This window comes from Dyella humicola, assembly GCF_026283945.1.
GTDB classification, from domain to species: Bacteria; Pseudomonadota; Gammaproteobacteria; order Xanthomonadales; family Rhodanobacteraceae; genus Dyella; species Dyella humicola.
Map to the genome: position 1 here is coordinate 3,223,384 of NZ_JAPDPC010000001.1, position 19,882 is coordinate 3,243,265.

General features: G+C 63.8%; 17 protein-coding genes. 9 read left to right on the forward strand and 8 right to left on the reverse strand.

Annotated features, from left to right (window positions below; translation table 11 throughout):
- Positions 1 to 614 precede the first annotated feature (614 nt).
- A complete protein-coding gene (locus tag OUZ30_RS14345) occupies positions 615 to 1,103 on the reverse strand; it encodes an NUDIX hydrolase (protein ID WP_266151893.1) in 489 nt (162 codons plus the stop codon).
- Between the two features lie 102 nt (positions 1,104 to 1,205).
- Here OUZ30_RS14345 and OUZ30_RS14350 point away from each other — a divergent pair, with 102 nt between their 5' ends.
- Together OUZ30_RS14350 and OUZ30_RS14355 are read left to right on the forward strand one after the other, a co-directional pair.
- Positions 1,206 to 2,024 (forward strand): phosphodiester glycosidase family protein, encoded by an 819-nt coding sequence (locus OUZ30_RS14350; protein WP_266182995.1) that lies wholly within the window; start codon positions 1,206 to 1,208, stop codon positions 2,022 to 2,024.
- Positions 2,025 to 2,090: 66 nt separating this feature from the next.
- The gene (locus OUZ30_RS14355; protein WP_266182996.1) at positions 2,091 to 4,511 is read left to right on the forward strand and encodes a penicillin acylase family protein; all 2,421 of its coding nucleotides are present in this window, start codon (positions 2,091 to 2,093) and stop codon (positions 4,509 to 4,511) included.
- A 702-nt stretch (positions 4,512 to 5,213) separates the two neighbouring features.
- Here the strand turns inward: OUZ30_RS14355 and dapE are convergent.
- From dapE to map, 7 genes are all read right to left on the reverse strand, one after another.
- Positions 5,214 to 6,347 carry a succinyl-diaminopimelate desuccinylase gene (dapE, locus tag OUZ30_RS14360; protein WP_266182997.1) on the reverse strand — a complete coding sequence of 378 codons (1,134 nt, stop codon included), beginning with the start codon at positions 6,345 to 6,347 and terminating at the stop codon, positions 5,214 to 5,216.
- Between the two features lie 73 nt (positions 6,348 to 6,420).
- Positions 6,421 to 7,488 carry a VIT1/CCC1 transporter family protein gene (locus OUZ30_RS14365; RefSeq protein ID WP_266182998.1) on the reverse strand — a complete coding sequence of 356 codons (1,068 nt, stop codon included), beginning with the start codon at positions 7,486 to 7,488 and terminating at the stop codon, positions 6,421 to 6,423.
- Between the two features lies 1 nt (position 7,489).
- Positions 7,490 to 7,849 (reverse strand): Spx/MgsR family RNA polymerase-binding regulatory protein, encoded by a 360-nt coding sequence (locus OUZ30_RS14370; protein ID WP_266182999.1) that lies wholly within the window; start codon positions 7,847 to 7,849, stop codon positions 7,490 to 7,492.
- Positions 7,846 to 8,619, reverse strand: a complete 774-nt coding sequence (locus OUZ30_RS14375; RefSeq protein WP_266183000.1) for a hypothetical protein — start codon at positions 8,617 to 8,619, stop codon at positions 7,846 to 7,848. The genes OUZ30_RS14370 and OUZ30_RS14375 overlap by 4 nt, the downstream gene beginning before the upstream one ends.
- Positions 8,620 to 8,630: 11 nt before the next feature.
- Positions 8,631 to 9,458, reverse strand: coding sequence for a 2,3,4,5-tetrahydropyridine-2,6-dicarboxylate N-succinyltransferase (gene dapD / locus OUZ30_RS14380; RefSeq protein WP_266183001.1), 828 nt, complete (start codon positions 9,456 to 9,458; stop codon positions 8,631 to 8,633).
- A gap of 134 nt (positions 9,459 to 9,592) precedes the next feature.
- The gene (gene glnD / locus OUZ30_RS14385) at positions 9,593 to 12,241 is read right to left on the reverse strand and encodes a [protein-PII] uridylyltransferase (RefSeq protein ID WP_266183002.1); all 2,649 of its coding nucleotides are present in this window, start codon (positions 12,239 to 12,241) and stop codon (positions 9,593 to 9,595) included.
- Between the two features lie 284 nt (positions 12,242 to 12,525).
- Positions 12,526 to 13,293, reverse strand: a complete 768-nt coding sequence (gene map / locus OUZ30_RS14390) for a type I methionyl aminopeptidase (protein ID WP_266183003.1) — start codon at positions 13,291 to 13,293, stop codon at positions 12,526 to 12,528.
- Between the two features lie 344 nt (positions 13,294 to 13,637).
- Between map and rpsB the strand changes: the two genes are divergently transcribed.
- From rpsB to OUZ30_RS14425, 7 genes are all read left to right on the forward strand, one after another.
- Entirely contained in the window at positions 13,638 to 14,519 is an 882-nt protein-coding gene (rpsB, locus tag OUZ30_RS14395) for a 30S ribosomal protein S2 (RefSeq protein ID WP_266183004.1), read from the forward strand.
- Between the two features lie 58 nt (positions 14,520 to 14,577).
- Positions 14,578 to 15,456 carry a translation elongation factor Ts gene (tsf, locus tag OUZ30_RS14400; protein ID WP_266183005.1) on the forward strand — a complete coding sequence of 293 codons (879 nt, stop codon included), beginning with the start codon at positions 14,578 to 14,580 and terminating at the stop codon, positions 15,454 to 15,456.
- A gap of 235 nt (positions 15,457 to 15,691) precedes the next feature.
- Positions 15,692 to 16,414 carry a UMP kinase gene (gene pyrH, locus OUZ30_RS14405; RefSeq protein WP_266183006.1) on the forward strand — a complete coding sequence of 241 codons (723 nt, stop codon included), beginning with the start codon at positions 15,692 to 15,694 and terminating at the stop codon, positions 16,412 to 16,414.
- Between the two features lie 124 nt (positions 16,415 to 16,538).
- Entirely contained in the window at positions 16,539 to 17,096 is a 558-nt protein-coding gene (frr, locus tag OUZ30_RS14410; protein ID WP_266183007.1) for a ribosome recycling factor, read from the forward strand.
- Between the two features lie 18 nt (positions 17,097 to 17,114).
- Positions 17,115 to 17,852, forward strand: coding sequence for a polyprenyl diphosphate synthase (gene uppS / locus OUZ30_RS14415; protein ID WP_266183008.1), 738 nt, complete (start codon positions 17,115 to 17,117; stop codon positions 17,850 to 17,852).
- 13 nt (positions 17,853 to 17,865) lie between these two features.
- Positions 17,866 to 18,684, forward strand: coding sequence for a phosphatidate cytidylyltransferase (locus tag OUZ30_RS14420; RefSeq protein ID WP_266183009.1), 819 nt, complete (start codon positions 17,866 to 17,868; stop codon positions 18,682 to 18,684).
- Positions 18,685 to 18,695: 11 nt separating this feature from the next.
- A complete protein-coding gene (locus OUZ30_RS14425; protein ID WP_266183186.1) occupies positions 18,696 to 19,871 on the forward strand; it encodes a 1-deoxy-D-xylulose-5-phosphate reductoisomerase in 1,176 nt (391 codons plus the stop codon).
- Positions 19,872 to 19,882 lie beyond the last annotated feature (11 nt).

Here is a 19,882-nt window from a genome sequence, read left to right on the forward strand (position 1 = left end):
TGCCGCTTACGCAGCGGGCGTTTCGACTGCCTGCCGGCAGCCGAGTCACTTTTCTTTTGCTGGCCCAAAAGAAAAGTAACCCAAAGAAAATGGCCTGAAGAGCTCATAGCATTGCGTTAGATACGAGCCTGGCGGGCGTGGCCAGCTAGACAGGTGGCGGCCCATGGCCGACACACAGTGGCTATACAGCAACGCGCCGAGGCAGAGAGGGCTTAAAGCGTGGGAGGCGAGTTGACCATCTGCGCCTCCGGATACTGCGAGCGTTTCGACCGTCGGCCGGACCTGCTTTAAGTCCTCACCGCTATGGCGCGTTGCGGTGTAGCCGCTGTGTCTCGCCTTGGGTAGCAAACGATCCTATCGCGCTAACCTTCCAACGCTTCTATCCCACGGAGTGCTACCAGCCTTTAAGGCCGTTTTCTTTGGGTTACTTTTCTTTTGGGCCAGCAAAAGAAAAGTGACTCGAGCGCCGGCAGGCGATCGAAACGCCCGCTGCGTAAGCGGCAAGCTGGCGGCAGCCCCCAGTTGTCGCGCTATGGCGAGCACGCATCCCAACCTTCTCCCACCTTCGGGTCGCCCCAGAGGAGAGAAGAAGCGCAGCGCCCCAGCCAGCGCGCTCACAGGCGCGAGAACGACCACGACTGCATCCGCCCGTCCCGGTACGGCATCACGCCGTGGAACGGGCGCGGGTCATCGTCGAACACCAGCGGCAGGAAGTGCCTGTCGCCCTCCCACATGGGTAATTCCATCAGTCTGTTGAGCGGCACCCACTCCAGCGTACCTTCGGGGTTGCTGGTCAGCGGCGTGCCGCTGAAGCTGTCGATGACGAAGATGAAGCCAAGCCAGTCTTCGCCTTGCTTGCCAAAGCCTGGCCAGTTGAGCGTGCCGCGCATGGTCATCGACTCACAGACGATGCCCGCCTCCTCCAGGATCTCCCGGCGCATGCAGGCGGCAATGTCCTCAACCGCTTCCATCTTGCCGCCCAGACCGTTGTATTTGCCCAGATGCTGGTCGTCCTGACGCGCGTTGCGATGGATCATCAGCACTTGCCGTCGATCGGGCGACAGCACGTAGCCAAGCGTGGCGACGATGGGCATGTAAGGCATGGGGCTGCCAGGTGTTGGGAAAGCGCCAGTTTAGAGCCTGTTCCCCTGATTCGCTTGCGTAGGCCTTGCACGAAGCGGGCCGGGCCGGCGACCATCAGGGATATGCTCACGTCCTCGCAACGACGTCCATTCCATCGCCGCCTGGCCTGGCAGCTGCTCGCACCGCTGGTGCTACTCGGCAGCGTGACGGGCTGTGCGCGGCAGACACAGGCCGTGGACGGCAGCGAGCGCGTGTTCGAAGGGCAGAATTTCCGTGTGGTAAGCATCGACATCAAACGCGAGTCGCTGAGCCTGCACTGGAAGGACCCCAACAGCGGGGAGCCCTACGCCAGCATCAACACGTTGCGCCAATGGGGCATGTCGCATGGCCGGCGCATGCTGTTCGCTGCTAATGCAGGCATCTATGACCGCCAGTTCGCGCCGCTGGGCCTTTTTGTCGAAAACGGCAAGACGGTGGTGCCGTTGAATCTCGCCCATGGCAATCCGGCGTCGGGCAATTTCTCCCTGTTGCCAAACGGCGTGTTCGCGATCTATTCCGACGGCCACGCCGCCGTGCGTACCAGCGCCGATTTCAAGGCCGACAGCAAGCCCGTACGATGGGCCAGCCAGTCCGGCCCCATGCTGGTGATCGATGGCAAGCTCAACTATCAGTTCATCGACGACTCATCGAGCCTGAAATGGCGTAGCGGCGTCTGTGCCAAGACGCCGCACAACGTCGTCTTCGCGGTAAGCGAGGCACCGGTCAATTTCCACACCTTCGCACGGCTGTTCAAGGACGAGCTAGGGTGCCGCGATGCCTTGTATCTGGACGGGACGATTTCGCAGGTCTATGTGGATGGCGAAGGCTATGCCGGTGCACCCACGTTTATGGTGAAGCCCTACGCCGGCATTTTCGCGGTGTTTGCCCAACCTACGCTTTGACGCCGGCGCGCCCATGCTGTCGGTCTTGATCTTCCACCCTCACCAACGGACTGACCGACGCGCGCCATGACAAAACTACGACGCTTCCGCTGGCTACGTTATTTGTTCGGAACCTTGCTGATCCTGGTGATCGGCCTATTTGCCGCGGGCTGGTTCCTGCTTGCCGGCAGCCGCGCGCGGCTCGATGGCGAAGTGCATCTCAGCGGCCTCGAGGATGCCGTATCGATCAGCCGCGATGCGCTGGGCACGGCCACCCTGCAAGGACAGCATCGCGACGACCTCAGCTATGCACTGGGTTATGTGCATGCGCAGGAACGTTTCTTCGCGATGGACCTGATGCGTCGCCTGCCGGCCGGTGAGCTTTCCGAACTGGTGGGCGCCAAGGCGCTGGACACCGATATCAACCACCGCCGCCATCGCCTGCGCAGTGTGGCCGAAGCCGCCTATGCCCAGCTCGACGCCGCGCAGAAGCACACGCTTGATCTTTACGCCGCAGGTGTCAACGCCGGCCTCGCCGATCTCCACGTGAAGCCGTGGGAGTACTTGTTGCTCAACGCCAAGCCGCAGGCGTGGCGCCCGGAAGATTCCTTCCTGGTTATCGCCGCGATGTACCTGGACCTCAACGGCGATGGTCGCAATGAGCGCGAACTGCATATCGCCGAATTGCGCTCGGTGCTGCCCGCCCCGGTGGCGGACTTCCTGCTGTCGCCCGATCCGGATTGGGAAGCGCCACTGCAGGGCGACCTCTCGCGCCCGCCGGTGATCCCCGCCCCCGACGTACTCGACCTGCGCCAGACGCCGTCTGCAACCAAGGGCGACAGCAGTGCCCTTACCGCGGCCCTGCTACCGGCCCTCGATCAAGCGCGTCCAGGCAGCAACAGCTTCGCCGTCGCCGGCAGCCTTACCGAGAACGGTTCGGCCATCCTCGCCAACGACATGCACCTGAGTCTGCGCGTTCCCAACATCTGGTTCCGCACGCGTCTGCGTTACCCCGACCCCAGCGCCCCTGGCGGCCAGCGCGATGCCAGCGGCGTCACCCTGCCCGGCACGCCCGCGCTGGTGGTCGGTTCCAATGGCCAGGTCGCGTGGGGCTTCACCAATAGCTACGGCGACTGGCTGGACTGGGTGCGCGTGCAGCGCGACCCGAGCGACGCGACCCGCTACAAGGTACCTGACGGTTGGGCCAGCATCGAAGTGCACGACGAAGTCATCCGCATCAAGGACGCGCCGAGCCATACGCTGAAGGTGGAGGACACGCGTTGGGGCCCAATCATGGGCTTGGACACCGACGGCGCCCCGTTGGCCTTGGCCTGGATCGGCGACCGCCCCCGTGGCTACAACGTCAATGTGATGCAACTGGAGCACACGGGTAGCGCCCACGCCGCACTCGACCTCGCGCCCACCTTTGGCATGCCCCCACAGAACCTGCTGGTGGCTGACAGCGCCGGCCATATCGGCTGGACCGTCACCGGCAACAGCATGCCCCTGCGCAAGGGTTTCGATCCGCAGTTACCGGCCGACTGGTCGGCACCCGACACCGGCTGGGTGGGCTGGATCGAGCCGTCGCAGTATCCACGCATCGAAGATCCCGCCGACGGTCGTCTTTGGACGGCCAATAACCGTACGGTGGATGGTGCCGAGCTCGACTTGCTCGGCAATGGCGGCCACGACCTCGGCGCCCGTGCGCAACAGATCCGCGACGACCTGCGCGCGCGCAACAGCTTTACGCCCGGCAACCTGCTCGACGTGCAACTGGACAACCGCGCGCTGCTGCTCACCCGCTGGCAACGCCTGCTGCAAGACACGCTGGCCAGCACGCATGATCCCGAACTGGAGCAGTTGCGGCAGCTCACCGCCACCTGGACCGGTCGCGCCGCACCGGAAAGCGTCGACTACCGCCTGGTGCGTGCCTTCCGCGACAAGGTGAAGGAAAACGTGCTGGCGCCGTTCGTGGCCCAGGTGAAGCAGCGTCACGACGATTTCAGCTGGCCTGGCATGATCGACGCCGAGGCCGCCGTGTGGGCACTGCTGCGCGATCGCCCCGCCCACCTGCTCGATCCCAAGTACGACAACTGGAATGCGCTGCTGCAGGCGGCTGCGCATCAGGTGATCGATGAGCTCGGCAAGCAGCCGGGCGGCCTTGCCGCACGCAGCTGGGGCGAGATCAATCGCACCGCCATACGCCATCCGCTATCGCGTGCATTGCCTGCCTTCGTAGGACGCATGCTCGACATGCCCGATGAACCGCTGCCCGGCGACAACAACATGCCACGCGTCGCCACACCCGGCTTCGGCGCCTCGGAACGCCTGGATGCCATGCCCGGCCACGAAGCCCAGAGCATCCTGCACCTACCCGGTGGCCAGAGCGACAACCCGCTGTCGCCGTATCACGGCGCCGGTCACGAAGACTGGCTCAACGGCCGCCCCACTCCGCTGCTGCCGGGACCTGAGCAACACACGCTGACGCTGATGCCGGTCGCACGGTAGCGCCGACAGAAGGACATCCTAGTGGGATGCAGCGGGTGCTTAGATTGCCCGTTTGAACGCCGAGCCTCTCGCTTCTACTCCTTCTCCCCGTCGGGGAGAAGGTTGGGATGAGGGGCTGGTGCTCGCGATCGCGCGACAGCCGAGCGTCTCCGCCAGCTTGCCGCTTACGCAGCGGGCGTTCCGAACCGCTGCCGCGGTCCGGGTCACTTTTCTTTTGCTGACCCAAAATAAAAGTAACCCAAAGAAAATGGCCTGAAGAGCTCATAGCATTGCGCGGGATACGAGCCTGAAGGGCGTGGCCAGCCGAATTAGTGGCGGCCCAAGGCGAGACACAGCGGCTACCCCGCAACGCGCCGAGACGCAGAGGGCTTAAAGCGCGGGTCGTGCGGTGGCCATCGGCGCACTCAAATGCAGCAAGCGACGCGACCTTCGGCCGACCTGCCTTAAGTCCTCACCGCCTTGGCGCGCTGCGGGGTAGCCGCTGTGTCTCGCCGTGGGCGACCAGCTATCTGCTCGCGGGAACCTTCCAACGCTTCTATCTCACGAAATGCTGCCAGCTCTTGAGGCCGTTTTCTTTGGGTTACTTTTCTTTTGGGCCAGCAAAAGAAAAGTGACTCGAGCGCCGGCAGGCGATCGAAACGCCCGCTGCGTAAGCGGCAAGCTGGCGGCGGCGCCTAGTTGTCGCGTGACCACAAGCCCCCCTCATCCCAACAATCGCTCGCACACCGCCTGATAGAGCAACGGCAGCTTTTCCAGGTCGGCCACAGCGACACATTCATCCACCTTGTGAATGGTGGCATTGACCGGCCCAAGCTCGACCACCTCTGCACCCAGCGGCGCGATAAAGCGTCCATCGGAAGTACCACCCCCAGTGCTCTCTTCAGGCTCGACGCCACACAACTCACGGCAAACGGCGACAACGGCTTCGCGCACGGCGCCGCCCGGCGGCGTGAGGAACGGTTCGCCCGAGAGCGACCAATCGATCTGCCAGTCCAGTCCATGCTTGTCGAGCATGGCCTCGGTACGAGTGCGCAGGTCCGCGGCGCTGCTGGCCGTGCTGTAGCGAAAATTGATCAGCGCGGTAAGCGTGCCGGGAATGACATTGTTCGCGCCGGTGCCGGCATTGAGGTTGGATACCTGGAACGAGGTGGGCGGAAAATCCTGGTTGCCTTCATCCCAACGCCCAGCAGCCAGTTCGGCCAGCGCGGGCGCGAACGCATGAATCGGGTTGTTCGCTTTTTCGGGATAAGCCACATGCCCCTGCACGCCACGTACCGTAAGCGTGCCCGACAGCGAACCGCGACGTCCCACACGAATCAGATCACCGAGCCTCGCCTTCGATGAAGGCTCACCCACCACGCACCAGTCGATGCGCTCGCCCGTCGTACGAAAATGCTCGGCCACTCGACGCACGCCATCGAGATTGGTCGGACCTTCTTCGTCACTGGTGAGCAACAGGCCGACGCGGCCATGGTGCTGCGGATAGGCTTGGACGAACGCTTCCAGCGCCACTGTCATCGCGGCGACCGAGCCCTTCATATCTGCCGCGCCACGGCCATATAGATGGCCATCGCGCACGACGGGATCAAACGGATGGCTTGCCCACTGTTCGACGGGTCCAGTGGGCACCACATCGGTATGACCGAGAAAAGCCAGCAGCGGTCCACCTGAACCATGCGTAGCCCATAGGTTGTCGACGTCACCGAAGCGCAGATGTTCAACCCGAAATCCTGCCGCCGCCAACCTATCACCCAGCAGCAACTGGCAACCGGCATCATCCGGCGTTACCGAGCGTCGACGAATCAGCTCACAAGTGAGATCGAATACGGCAGACATGGTTTTTCCTCAAACAGATAAACGACGCACGGGCCTCGCATGGTGCTGCACGCGATCATAGGCGGTGCAGTCGTCATCCGGTAAGCGCTACGCCCAGGAAGTGGCCTACGGCGTAGGTGACGCTCGCCGCGGCAACCGTGATACCCAGTTGCCGCGCAATGGAGAACAACATGCTGCGGCCGGTAAACAAGGCTGTGCCCATGCCGATCAAGGCCAGACCGGCGATGGTGGAGGCGATGCAGGTCAAAAAGGCTGCGTGGCCGCTCAGGAACAAATACGGCGCCACCGGGAACAGCGCGCCGAGTGCAAACAGGCAGAACGAGGAAATGGCTGCTCCGTAGGCTGAACCACCCAGCTCCTCGGGATCGATGCCAAGGTCTTCGCGCACCAGAGTATCCAGCGCAGTCCGCGGACGCTCGGTGAGATGCTCGGCCAAGGCTTCGGCGGTCTTTGGCTCCAGGCCTTTCTCGCGATAGATGCCCGCGATACTGCGCGTACCGTCTTCCGGCGCCACCGCCAGGCGCTCGGCACGCGCGGAGATCTGCGCCTGGTAAAACTCACGAGAGCTGTTTACCGACAGCCACTCGCCCAGCGCCATCGAACAGGCGCCTGCCACCAGCCCGGCAAAGCCGGCAAGCAGGATCGCATGGTCACCGGAGGCAGCACCGGCCATGCCCATCACCAGGCTGCCGTTGGAAACCAGTCCGTCGTTTGCGCCGAGCACCGCCGCGCGCAGGGTATTACCGCTTTGCGTGCGATGACGCCCACTGCGCGTCGTTGGCGCCTGCGGTTCCAGGAAGTGATCGCGAAAACCACTGCGATCCACCGGCGTAGGCAGATGATCGGCATGTTCGAGCCGAACCACCGTGGGCATCACGAACTCGGTGCCGAAACGGCGCGCAAACCAGGTCAGCACATGGACACGTGCGCCGATACGCGGTGCCGGCACCTCAGCGCCGATCTGCTTCAGCCGATCTTCCCAGAACAGCGCATTGGCGCGTTCGCCATCGGCAATACGGCCATAAGCACGCCGCAGGCGTTCGTCGCTGGCCAGTTCGGCCAGGCGATCATAAAGCGCGGCATTGTCGCGCTCGATGCGAAGATTGCTGCGGTAGTGGCGTGGCGAACGCGGCCTGCTCATATCACTTGCCGAACAGCTTCTTGAAGCCGTTATCGGTAAAGCCCACGCTGACCGAACCATCGCCTTGCTGCACCACCGGGCGGCGGATCAAGGCGGGATACTCCTTGAGCAGCAGCGTCCATTCGGGATCACTGCCAGGGTTCTTGCGCTGCGGCAGCAGGTTGCGCCAGGTGGTGGACGACTTGTTGACCAACTTCTCCCAGCCACCCAACTGCTGTGCCCACGCTTTCAACGTCCCGGCGGGCACCGGTTGGGCACGATAATCGACGAAGACGTGTTCCATCTCGAACCGATTGAGCCAGTTGCGCGCCTTCTTGCAGGTATCGCAATTGGGCAGGCCATAAAGCGTGAGAACTGTCATGGGTTGAAATCCGTTTTCAGGCGCTGCTGCTTGAGCATGCGCCAGATGAAATAGAACGCCGCCGCCGCACCCAGGTGCTTGATGGTATGTCCGCTGACAATGCCCCCGCTCAGCTGGAATATCTGCACATCGAGTCTTTCACAGACAAAGGCGAAGGCATAGCAGACCAGTGCGGGAATCATCAGCCGGCGCCCGGTCCATGGCGTCGGCAAGCACGCCAGTGCGAGCAGGATCAACAGGATCGCACCAGCCTGCGCCGTCAGGTATGGCAGGAAATTTCCGCTGACTTTCCAATACACCACGCTGCCCATGCCGAGCAGCGTCAGCACCAGCAAGGGCAGCAGCGAGCGCCAATGCAGGCGCTCGGCAAACGTCGCCGCGAGCAAGGGCATGAAGACCACCGTCATGGGCAGCCGATCCCACACCAGCCGTGCATCGGAGGGTGCCCAGTGGTAGTAGCTGGAACCGAAGGCCGTAAGCAGAAGACCCAGAAACATCAGGTCATAGCCATACCGCGACGCCGAACCCATGGCACGCACCGCCGGCGTGCGCATGATCGCCAACCCAGCCAGCCCGGCCAACAGGAATGCGATATTGGAGGCAACATTGCCGAAGTTGGGAATGCCGAGCCAGGCGCGCTTGTCCGCGAAATCGTGATAGTCCTGCGGCTGCGCCACCGGCGGCAGCAGCAACGCAAGCACCAGCAACACCGCGCCCAGCAACGCCAGTGCGTAAGCACGACGTCGTACCACGTTGGGCAGCGGTGGCACTGGCGACTCCATCATTCGCCCAAGCGCAGCAATTCGTTGATACCGGTCTTGCTGCGCGTCTTCTCATCCACCTGCTTGACGATGATGGCGGCGTACAGGCTGTGCGTACCGTCCTTCGACGGCAGGCTGCCGGCCACGACCACGCTGCCCGCGGGCACGCGGCCATAGCTGACCTCGCCGGTGGCGCGGTTGTAGATGCGCGTGGACTGGCCGAGAAACACGCCCATGCCGATGACGCTGCCCTTCTCCACGATCACGCCCTCGACCACCTCGGAGCGCGCGCCGATGAAGCAGTTGTCCTCGATGATGGTGGGGTTGGCCTGCAACGGCTCCAGCACGCCGCCGATACCGACGCCACCGGAAAGATGCACGCCTGCACCAATCTGCGCGCACGAGCCCACCGTCGCCCACGTGTCCACCATGGTGCCGGCGCCCACATACGCGCCAATGTTCACGTAGCTGGGCATCAGCACCGCATCCTTGGCCACATGCGCACCGCGGCGCACCAGCGCGCCGGGTACCACGCGCGCGCCCAATCCCTGCAGTTCAGCATCGTTACCATGGGCGAAGCGCAGGGGCACCTTATCGAACGCCAGCGCCGGGCCGCCATCGACCACACGATTGCCATTGAGGCGGAAATACAGCAGCACCGCCTTCTTGATCCACTGATTCACCTTCCAGCCGCCATGGCCATCGGGTTCGGCGACACGCCGCTCGCCGGACTCCAGCAGGTCGATCACCTGCTCCACGGCAGGACGCAGATGCGTATCGATCTCAGCCTGGGTCAGCTCGTTGCGGCGCTCAAAGGCGTCGTTGATAAGGGTTTCGATGCTTTGCATGGGCGTTCGCTGGCAAGGGAATACCCGTGCATGGTAACCGCCCGGCGGCATTCGAGAAACGAGTAAAGGCCTTGGATTCCTCGAGCCTGGAACGCTGGTCACGCCCTGCCCGCGCGGCTGGCGCGCCGCGCCGGCTAGGTCCGTTTGGCCGTGCCAAGTCTTTCAAGGAGCGCTTGAAGCAAACGATCCTGTTGCGCGACATCGAGTGGCGCGTCGTGGCGATCCGTGATCAGGAAGAAGTCTTCCACGCGCTCGCCAAACGTGGCAATGCGCGCATCATGCACGCGCACGCCAGCATCCGTCATCGCCTGCGCCACGGCCGCCAGCAGACCGGGCCTATCGCTGCATACCAGCGCCAGACGCGTGCGTCCGCCAACCGTACTGAACGCGATCTTGGGCGCCGCCTGGAAATGCTTGAGGTGGCGAGACATGCTCCGCCGCGACGGCTGATGTACGTGCCCCGGCTGGGACAATGCACGATGCAATCGCTGCTTCAACTCTTCTGCACGTTCGGCACTGGCCGGCTTCTGGGTATCGGACTCAAGTAACAGGAACGTGTCCAACGCCATGCCCGTGGGCGAACTGAGAATGCGCGCCTCCATGACCGACAAATGCAGGCGATCAAGCATCGCCGTTACTGCAGCAAACAGACCATCGCGATCGGGCACGTAGACAAAGAGCTCCGTCGTACCGCGAATCGACTGGGGATGAGCTGCCACCAGCGGCGTAGCGCCTTTCGCCTGCAGTATTGCCGCGGTCTGCCAGGCAATTTGCTCAGGCCGGTGACGCAGAAAACTCGACTCGGGGAAGCCGCGCCACGCACGCAGGCAAGCATCGGCAGTGAAGCCCTCGCTTTCGAGCAACGCCAACGCCTGTTCGCGGCAAGCGCGCACCCGCGCCGCGGCATCGGGCGGCAACGCGTCCTCGCTGCGCAACGCATAACGTGTCGCCGAATAGAGATCGGCCAGCAGGCGATCCTTCCATCCATTCCACAACTTCGGGCTGGTGCCGATGATGTCGGCAATCGTGAGCAAATAGAGCAAATCAAGCCGCTCGCCAGTGTCGACGGTCTCGGCGAAGCGCTGCACCACGTCCGGATCGGTAATGTCCTGCCGCTGCGCCGTTGTGCTCATCAGCAGGTGCCAGCGCACTAGCCATGCGACCAATTGCGTGTCGGCCTCGGGCAAACCGAGCCGCCGTCCAAAGGCAAGTGCCTCTTCTTCGCCAAGCACGGAGTGATCGCCACCGCGTCCCTTGGCGATGTCATGGAACAGCGCGGCGAGCAACAATAGCTCCGGTTGGGGCAGCGTCGGCCATATTTCGCAGGCGATGGGAAACTCCGCCGCCGCGGCCGGATCGGCGAAGCGAGCCACATTGCGCAGCACGCGCAGCGTGTGCTCATCCACCGTGTAGACATGGAACAGGTCGTACTGCATGCGACCGAATACCGTGCCGAACGCGGGCAGGATGGCAGCAAGCAAGCCATGGCGATTCATGCGCCACAACGCCTCTACCGCCGGAGCCCCCAGTCGAAGCAAGCACAGGAATGCCGCAAGCACATCTGGATCGTCGGCGAGCGAGCGTTCCAACGCCGCGGTGGCCTGGTGAATGCGGCGCATCGTGTCTGCCGTAAAGCCGACAATGCCTGGCTCCCCCAGTCGCACGATGAACGCTTCCACCAAGGCGGCGGGCCGGCGCATGAAAAGGTCCGGATCGCGCACCGCAAGGCGCTTGCCGTAACGGATGAATTCCTCACCGACCGCCTGCGCTGCGCTTGGCGGTTCGAGCATTTCCTCGAAGCGCTCGGCAATCTGCACGCCTAGGCGCTCCACCTGACTGGCGGCACGATAGTAGCCCTGCATGAATTGCTCGACGCCGAGGTTCTTCTCGTGTTCGTCCTGGAAACCGAGCTGCGCGGCGAGTGCGCGCTGGTAATCGAACAACAGACGCTCTTCGGCGCGCCCCGCCTCTAGATGCAAGGCAAAACGGTAACGACGCAGCGTTGCCTCGGCCTGCTCGAGCGTATTCTTTTCAGCGGGATCCAGTAGCCCCTCGCCCACCATGTCATCGAAGTCGTCCGCATGCGCGAGTCGACGACCAAGCCAGCGCAGCGCATCGAGTGTACGCAGGCCACCAGGACCATCCTTGAGGTTGGGCTCCAGGTTGTAAGCCGTATCGTTGTAGCGGGCATGGCGTGCATCGCGCTCGGCCAGACGCACCGCCAGATAGGCGACGGGCGGCCACAGCACCGGATCGGTGGTGATGGCCTTGATGCTCTCTTCCAACGCCGGGTCACCCACCAGTCGCCGCGCATCCAGCAGGCTGGTGAACACGCTCGCGTCATTCGCAGCCAGCGCACGGCATTGCGCCAGATCGCGCACTGCGTGCCCCACTTTCAATCCGATATCCCACAAAGTGGCGAAGCACTGTTCCAGCGCACGCAAGCGTGCCGGGTCCGACGGCCCCACCAACGCGAGCAAATCCACATCCGAATAGGGAAACAGCAGGCCACGGCCAAAGCCACCGACGGCAAACAAGGCTGCGCCAGAGACATCACCCAGGCATGCGGTCCACACGTGCGCCACGATGCGCTGCACTGATTCGCTACGCCGCCGCGCCAGTGCGCTTGCATCGGCACCATCGCGAAAAGCCGTGGCCAGCGCACGATCGACGTCACCCAACAATTGCCGAAGTGCGCGACGCGCATCCGACGACACACCCGAACGCGGTACCGCCGCAGGCAGGCGAGGCAACGGGGGCAACACGATCGGGGCGACGGGCATGGGCTTGGTGCGCGTGTGGCAATGCAGCAAGTCTGCCACGCATGGGGACGGGACGGAGGCTTGATATTGCGGCAATTCGCTATGCCTGCGGGAAGGGGCGCAAGGCGGCCAGGGACCTTGGGGACGCTATTCAGCCCACGCGGCAGCTAGCCAGCAGCCACGCTGGAGCAATGACGATAAGACGGCAGAAATGAAACGGTAAGGCCAGCATGCTCCCTCACCCCAGCCCTCTCCCCAAAGGGAGTGGGAGCAAAAAAGGGCCGCCGAAGCGACCCTCCATCAACTCACAGCGCGTCCGGCCAAGGTGTCAAAATCTCGAACCCATCATCGGTGACCGCAATGGTGTGCTCCCACTGGGCCGACAGCGAATGATCCTTGGTGACCACCGTCCAGCCATCCGGCAGCTGCTTGGTCTGCGGCTTGCCCGCATTGATCATTGGCTCGACCGTGAAGGTCATGCCCTTCTTCAACTCCAGGCCGGTGCTCGGACGACCGTAGTGCAGCACCTGCGGTTCGTCGTGATAGACCTTGCCAATGCCGTGCCCGCAATACTCGCGCACCACCGAGAAACCGGCCGCTTCCGCGTGCTTCTGGATAGCGTGGCCAATATCACCCAGCGTGGCGCCCGGACGCACGGCCTGGATGCCCTGCATCATCGCTTCGTAGGTGGTCTCGACCAGGCGCCTGGCAAGCACCGACGGCGTGCCGACGAAGTACATGCGGCTGGTATCGCCGTGCCAGCCGTCTTTGATGACGGTGACGTCGAGATTGATGATGTCGCCGTCCTTCAGCAGCTTGCCCGGGGTGGGGATGCCGTGGCAGATCACGTGATTGACCGAGGTGCACAACGTCTTCGGGAAGCCGTTGTAGCCAACGTTGGCGGGCGTCGCCTTTTGCACATTCACAATGTGCTCGTAGGCAAGCCGGTCCAGGTCCTCGGTGGTGACGCCAGGCTTGACGTGTTCCTTGAGCATGGCAAGCACTTCAGCGGCCAACTGACCGGCCACGCGCATGCCCTGGATGTCTTCGGGGGTTTTCAATGTAACTGCCATAGTTCCGCTCACATGGCGTCAAACCGGCCGCATTCAAGCGATGAACCTGCCGGTGACTTGCCGCTCCGCCGGCTTACCGGCTACAATTTCGAAGTTTTGCTGACCCCATGTGGCCGTTTCAACGGATCCCAGATGACGTCGCAATGCGAGGGAGATTGTAACCGCGATGCGGCACAAGCTCCCAAGTCCTTGAATGGACTATCAAACGCCACACACGCATCGGCACCGGCTTCGGGGTGCCTCGGTTTGCCTTCACACAATACAGGCGACCGCGGTCGAAGTCGGGGATGCGTGGAGGTCCCAACCCCCGGGCTTACTAAGCCCTATGAAATTGGAGTTACACCATGGCTCAAGTCACCATGCGTCAGATGCTCGAAGCTGGCGTGCATTTCGGTCACCAGACCCGTTACTGGAACCCGAAGATGGCCCCGTACATCTTTGGTGCGCGCGGCAAGATCCACATCATCAATCTCGAAAAGACGCTGCCGCTGTTCACCGACGCGATGAACTTCCTGTCGGCGATCGCGCAGAAGCGCGGCACCGTGCTGTTCGTCGGCACCAAGCGTTCCGCCCGCGAGCCGTTGGCCGAGGAAGCCGCACGCGCTGGCATGCCCTTCGTCACCGCTCGCTGGCTCGGCGGCATGCTGACCAACTTCCGCACCGTCAAGCAGTCGGTCGCCCGCCTCAAGGAGCTGGAAGCCGCTGAAACCGACGGCAGCTTCGAGAAGCTGGTCAAGCACGAAGTGCTGGCTCGTCGCCGTGAGCGCGACAAGCTCGAGAACTCGCTGGGCGGCATCAAGGACATGAACCGCCTGCCGGACGCGCTGTTCATCATCGATATCGGCCACGAAGACATCGCCGTACAGGAAGCCAAGAAGCTCGGCATCCCGGTCATCGCCGTGGTCGACACCAACTACAACCCGGAACTGGTTGACTACGCCATCCCGGGTAACGACGACGCCATCCGCGCCATCCAGCTGTACGCCCGCGCTGCCGCTGACTCGATCCTGGAAGGCAAGGCCGCTGCGCCGTCGGCTGCCCAGGGCGACGCCAACGAGTTCGTCGAGCTGGACGAGGAAGGCAATCCGGTTGCCAAGGACGAGCGCAAGGCCGCTCCGCCGCGCCGCGACAACCGCGGTCCGGCCAAGAAGGGCGCTGGTGCGCCGCGTCGTGACGGCGGCCGTGGCCGCGGTCGTGGCGACGAGTCGGCGCCGGACGCCGAGTAAGCCTGCCCTGCCCCGGCCCGCAAGGGTCGGGGCGCATCAAAGATTTTGAGGAACCCAGATGACTGCCATTACCGCAAAACTGGTTAGCGAACTGCGCGAGCGTTCGGGCGCCGGCATGATGGATTGCAAGAAGGCCCTGGTCGAGAACAGCGGCGACATCGAAGCCGCGGTCGAATACCTGCGCAAGACCGGCCTGGCCAAGGCCGACAAGAAGGCCAGCCGCGTTGCCGCTGAAGGCCTGATCGCCGCCGCCTCCGCCAACGGCCAGGCCGTGCTGGTCGAAGTCAACAGCGAAACCGACTTCGTCTCCAAGGCGCCGAACTTCAAGGAATTCGCCGACTCCGTCGCCAACGTCGCCCTGACCTCGGGCGCCATCGACGTCGACGCGCTGAAGGCTACCGCCCATCCGGCCGGCGGCACCGTCGAAGAGGCCACCAAGACGCAGATCGCCACTATCGGCGAGAACATCCAGGTTCGCCGCATGGTCCGCATCAGCAACGATGGCCCGTTGGCCACGTACCTGCACGGCGGCCGCATCGGCGTGATCGTGGCGCTCAAGGGCGGCTCGGAAGAGCTGGCCAAGGGCATCGCCATGCACGTGGCGGCCATGAACCCGCCGCACATCAAGCCCGAGGACGTCCCGGCCGAGTTCATCGCGAAGGAAAAGGACATCGCGCTGAGCCAGATGACCGACAAGGACAAGGCCAAGCCGGCCGAGATCCTGGAAAAGATCATCTCCGGCAAGATCAACAAGATCGTCTCGGAAGTGACCCTGGTCGGCCAGCCGTACGTGCTGGACACCAATGTCACGGTTGGCGACGCCCTCAAGAAGGAAGGCGCTGACGTGGTTGCCGTGGCCCGTCTGGTTGTGGGCGAAGGCATCGAGAAGGTGCAGGAAGACTACCTGGCCGAAGTGGCGAAGGCGATGCAGGTCTAAGGACCTCGCTGCCGTCAGGCCTGGAGAGCCGCGGGAAACCGCGGCTTTTCTGCTTTATGAATGCCCGTTTCTGGCCCACCCTCCCTCCACCCCAGGCGGGACGCTGCTTCCCCTTTGGAGCGGAGGCCAAGTTCGAAACGGGAGCGCTCCGCCCCGCGGCGGCATAAAACTCTTACCCGCTCGCGTCGCTGTCGTTACAATGCGTGCGTTTTGCCCCACACAATCCGGAGACCCCATGAGCGCTCAGCTTAACTATCGTCGTATCCTGCTCAAGCTCTCCGGTGAAGCCCTGATGGGCGAGGCCGACTACGGCATCGACCCGAAAGTCATCGGCCGCCTTGCCGACGAAATCATCGAAGTGCAGAAGGCCGGCATCCAGATCGGCGTGGTCATCGGTGGCGGCAATATTTTCCGCGGCGCAGGCCTCGCTGCAGCCGGTATGGATCGTGTCACCGGCGACCACATGGGCATGCTCGCCACGGTGATGAATGCGCTGGCCATGCAGGACGCCATCGAGCGTCGCGGTGGCTACGCCCGCGTGATGAGCGCCATCCCGATCCATGACGTCGCCGAGGACTACATCCGCCGCCGCGCGATCCGCCATATCGAGAAGGGTCGCATCGTGCTGTTCGCTGCCGGTACCGGCAACCCGTTCTTCACCACCGACTCGGCTGCCGCACTGCGCGCGGTGGAAGTGGGTGCGAACCTGCTGCTCAAGGCGACCAAGGTCGATGGCGTCTACACCGCCGATCCTGCACGCCACGCCGACGCCACGCGCTACGACCATCTCACCTACGACCAGGTGATCGAACGCAAGCTGGCGGTGATGGATACGGCGGCCATCGCACTGTGCCGCGACCATGGCATGCCGCTGCGCATCTATGACATGACGGTACCCGGCAGCCTCATGCGCATCATGGGCGGCGAGGCGATCGGCACGCTCGTTTCCGAAGACTGATCCTTATTGCTCCCTCTCCTCTTTGGGTAACCCGAAGGGGAGAGGAGGCCAATCTTGCAAGCTCCTTCCGCCTCGCAGCCCCCTGCTATACTCGTGGGCTTGCACGCTATACCGGGTGACCTCCATGCTTAACGACATCAAGACCGATGCCCAGACCCGCATGGGCAAGAGCATCGACTCGCTCAAGCACGACCTGACTCGCCTGCGCACCGGCCGCGCCAGTACGGCGCTGGTGGAGGGCATCAAGGTGCCTTACTACGGTTCGGACATGCCGCTGAATCAGGTCGCGACGATCGCTCTGGGCGACTCGCGCTCCATCATCATCACCCCGTTCGAGAAGACTCTGATCGCGCCGATCGAAAAAGCCATCATGGCGTCGGATGTCGGCATCACGCCCACCACCGCCGGCGTCGTCATTCGCTTGAACATGCCGCCGCTGACAGAGGAGCGCCGCAAGGAGCTCGCCAAGCACGTGGCACACGAGGGCGAGAACGCGAAAGTTGCCATCCGCAATGTGCGTCGCGATGCCTTGCAGCAGGTCAAGGATCTGCTCAAGGAAAAGCTGATCACCGAAGACGAAGAGCGCAAGGCCGAGGACGAGATCCAGAAGCTGACCGACCGCTTCGTGAAGGATGTCGACAGCGTGGTGAAGCACAAGGAAGAGGAGCTGATGGCGCTCTGAGCGCCATCGCCCTGCACTATGACCAGCGCCGATCCTGCGCGGATACCGCGCCACATCGCCATCGTGATGGATGGCAACGGCCGCTGGGCGAAGCTCCGCCATCGGCCACGCACTTTTGGCCATAACGCTGGACGCAAGGCGGTCCGCGATGTGGTCGAGGGCTGCCTGCGCCAGGGCGTTAAGGTACTTACGCTGTTCGCGTTCTCCAGCGAGAACTGGCAGCGTCCGCAGGAAGAGGTCGGCGCGCTGATGGAGCTGTTCCTTCGTGCGCTGGACAAGGAAGTGGACGAGTTGCACAGCAACGAGGTGCGCCTGCGTTTCGTCGGCGACCTGAGCGCCTTCGACAACGGCATGCGCCAGCGCATGACTGCCGCCATGGCGCGAACGGCCGGCAATGATGCCCTGCATCTGAACGTGGCCATGAACTACGGCGGCCGCTGGGACATCGTGCAGGCCGCACGCAAGGCTGCCGAGTCGGTAGCACGCGGCGAACTACGCGCCGACGAGATTGACGAAGCCGTGCTCGGCCACGGGATGAGCCTGGCCGACTTGCCGCCGCTCGATCTTTTCATCCGCACCGGCGGCGAATGCCGCGTCAGCAATTTCTTATTGTGGCAACTGGCTTACGCTGAGCTACATTTCACCGATACCCTCTGGCCCGACTTCGACCAGGCTTGCCTGCGCAGTGCCATTGAGGACTATGCACGCCGTGAACGCCGCTTCGGCCGTACCGGCGAGCAAGTTGCCCAGCGTTAACCCAAGGACCCACATGCTGCTCCAGCGCACCCTTACCGCACTGCTGCTCGCTCCGTTGGTGATCCTGCTGATCCTGCTGGCGCCGAACTGGTTGTTTGCTCCCATCGTTGCCATCGCCTTTCTCGCTGCCATGTGGGAATGGACCAGTCTTTCCGGCGTGCAGGACACCGCATCGCGTGCCGCACTGGTAACGCTTACCGCCGTGCTGCTGGCCCTGTGCTGGTGGGTGCGCGATAGCGCGTGGTGGCCGCTGCTGATCGGCATAGGCGTCGCGTGGTGGTTGCTCACGGGCCAATGGTTGCGTCATTTCGCCTTCGCCGCCGCGCCGACCCGCGAAAACCGTCTGATCAAGCTGGGCGCGGGACTGCTAGTGATCGTGCCCGCATGGGTGGCGGTGGTATCCGTGCATGGCTCGGGCGATCGCGGTCAATGGTGGACCCTGCTCGCTCTGTTCATCGTCTGGGCCGCTGATATCGGCGCCTATTTCAGCGGCCGCCAGTTCGGCCGTCGCAAACTCGCACCGACGATCAGCCCGGGCAAGACCTGGGCCGGCGTCTACGGCGCGTTCGTGGCCGGCGCGCTGGTCGCGCTGGGTGGCGGCTGGTTGCTGGGCTTGCAGGACGGCAAGCTGCTGGGCCTGCTGGTGCTGTCTGTCATTACCGTGGTCGCATCGATCGTCGGCGATCTGCTGGAAAGCCTGATGAAGCGGCACGCCGCGGTGAAGGATTCCGGCAGCCTGTTTCCTGGCCATGGCGGCATGCTGGATCGTCTCGACAGCGTGTTCGCGGCCATGCCCGTGTTCGCGGCCGGCATGCTCTTGCTGGGCCTATGAACACCTCCGGTTTGCGCAAGGTCGCCGTGCTTGGGGCCACCGGCTCGATTGGCGGCAGCACACTCAACGTGATTGCCCGCCACCCGGATCGCTTCCGCGCCAGCGTACTCACCGCGCACCGCGATGTCGCGGCGCTGGCGGAGCTATGCGCCCGGCACCAGCCCGACCTGGCCGTCATCGCCGATCCCACCCTGGAGGGCGAGCTGGCGCGTCGCCTGGCCGCGGCGGGCGTGCGCTGCGAGATTGCCAGCGGCCATGACGCCCTCACGGCTGCCGCGTCGGGCGCGCTGTGCGACACCGTGGTCGCCGCCATCGTCGGCGCAGCCGGCCTCGACTCCACCCTTGCGGCCGCGCGGACGGGCAAGCGTCTGCTGCTGGCCAACAAGGAATCCATCGTGATGGCCGGTCCGCTGCTGCTGGAGGCGCTTGCCACCGGTGGCGGCGAGCTGATTCCGGTGGATTCCGAGCACAACGCGATATTCCAATGCCTGCCCGGCGGTCGTCCCGACCTTGCGCGCAGCGGCGTGCGTCGCCTGATACTCACGGCTTCGGGCGGCCCCTTCCGCGGTCGCACTCGCGCCGAACTGGCCGGGGTCACGCCGGAGCAGGCCTGCAAGCACCCCAATTGGGTCATGGGCCGCAAGATTTCGGTCGATTCGGCCACCCTGATGAACAAGGGTCTCGAGGTCATTGAGGCGCACCATCTGTTCGGCGCCTCCGCCGACGCCATCGAGGTACTGGTGCACCCCCAGAGCCTGGTGCATTCGCTGGTCGACTACGTCGATGGCTCGGTGCTTGCGCAACTGGGCAACCCCGATATGCGCACCGCCATCGCCCATGCGCTGGCCTGGCCCGAGCGCATCACGGCGGGCGTGGCTCCGCTCGACCTCGCATCGTGCGCGCCGCTGGCGTTCGAGCAACCCGACCTCGCCACCTTCCGTTGCCTCGGGCTGGCCTTCCAGGCCCTGCGCGCGGGCGGTGACGCACCGGCCATCCTCAACGCCGCGAACGAAGTGGCGGTCGAGGCCTTTCTCGCCGGCGGCCTGCCCTTCCTGGCGATCGCCGATCTCGTGGAGAGCGTACTTACGGAACTGCCGGCCGAACCCGTGGTCGATCTCCAGTCTCTGAATGAACGCGACCGGATGGCCCGTGACGCCGCCCGACGCATTCTCCGCAACCTGTGCTGACAAGCCTGATA

What these genes read in the sequence shown, in the direction of transcription:
- pyrH (WP_266183006.1), top strand. Translation starts at nt 15,692, where the DNA reads ATGAGCGCTCAGCTTAACTATCGTCGTATCCTGCTCAAGCTCTCCGGT.
- dapD (WP_266183001.1), bottom strand. Translation starts at nt 9,458, where the DNA reads ATGCAAAGCATCGAAACCCTTATCAACGACGCCTTTGAGCGCCGCAAC.
- OUZ30_RS14350 (WP_266182995.1), top strand. Translation starts at nt 1,206, where the DNA reads ATGCTCACGTCCTCGCAACGACGTCCATTCCATCGCCGCCTGGCCTGG.
- dapE (WP_266182997.1), bottom strand. Translation starts at nt 6,347, where the DNA reads ATGTCTGCCGTATTCGATCTCACTTGTGAGCTGATTCGTCGACGCTCG.
- frr (WP_266183007.1), top strand. Translation starts at nt 16,539, where the DNA reads ATGCTTAACGACATCAAGACCGATGCCCAGACCCGCATGGGCAAGAGC.
- OUZ30_RS14345 (WP_266151893.1), bottom strand. Translation starts at nt 1,103, where the DNA reads ATGCCTTACATGCCCATCGTCGCCACGCTTGGCTACGTGCTGTCGCCC.
- rpsB (WP_266183004.1), top strand. Translation starts at nt 13,638, where the DNA reads ATGGCTCAAGTCACCATGCGTCAGATGCTCGAAGCTGGCGTGCATTTC.
- OUZ30_RS14420 (WP_266183009.1), top strand. Translation starts at nt 17,866, where the DNA reads ATGCTGCTCCAGCGCACCCTTACCGCACTGCTGCTCGCTCCGTTGGTG.
- tsf (WP_266183005.1), top strand. Translation starts at nt 14,578, where the DNA reads ATGACTGCCATTACCGCAAAACTGGTTAGCGAACTGCGCGAGCGTTCG.
- OUZ30_RS14365 (WP_266182998.1), bottom strand. Translation starts at nt 7,488, where the DNA reads ATGAGCAGGCCGCGTTCGCCACGCCACTACCGCAGCAATCTTCGCATC.
- uppS (WP_266183008.1), top strand. Translation starts at nt 17,115, where the DNA reads ATGACCAGCGCCGATCCTGCGCGGATACCGCGCCACATCGCCATCGTG.
- OUZ30_RS14370 (WP_266182999.1), bottom strand. Translation starts at nt 7,849, where the DNA reads ATGACAGTTCTCACGCTTTATGGCCTGCCCAATTGCGATACCTGCAAG.
- glnD (WP_266183002.1), bottom strand. Translation starts at nt 12,241, where the DNA reads ATGCCCGTCGCCCCGATCGTGTTGCCCCCGTTGCCTCGCCTGCCTGCG.
- OUZ30_RS14355 (WP_266182996.1), top strand. Translation starts at nt 2,091, where the DNA reads ATGACAAAACTACGACGCTTCCGCTGGCTACGTTATTTGTTCGGAACC.
- map (WP_266183003.1), bottom strand. Translation starts at nt 13,293, where the DNA reads ATGGCAGTTACATTGAAAACCCCCGAAGACATCCAGGGCATGCGCGTG.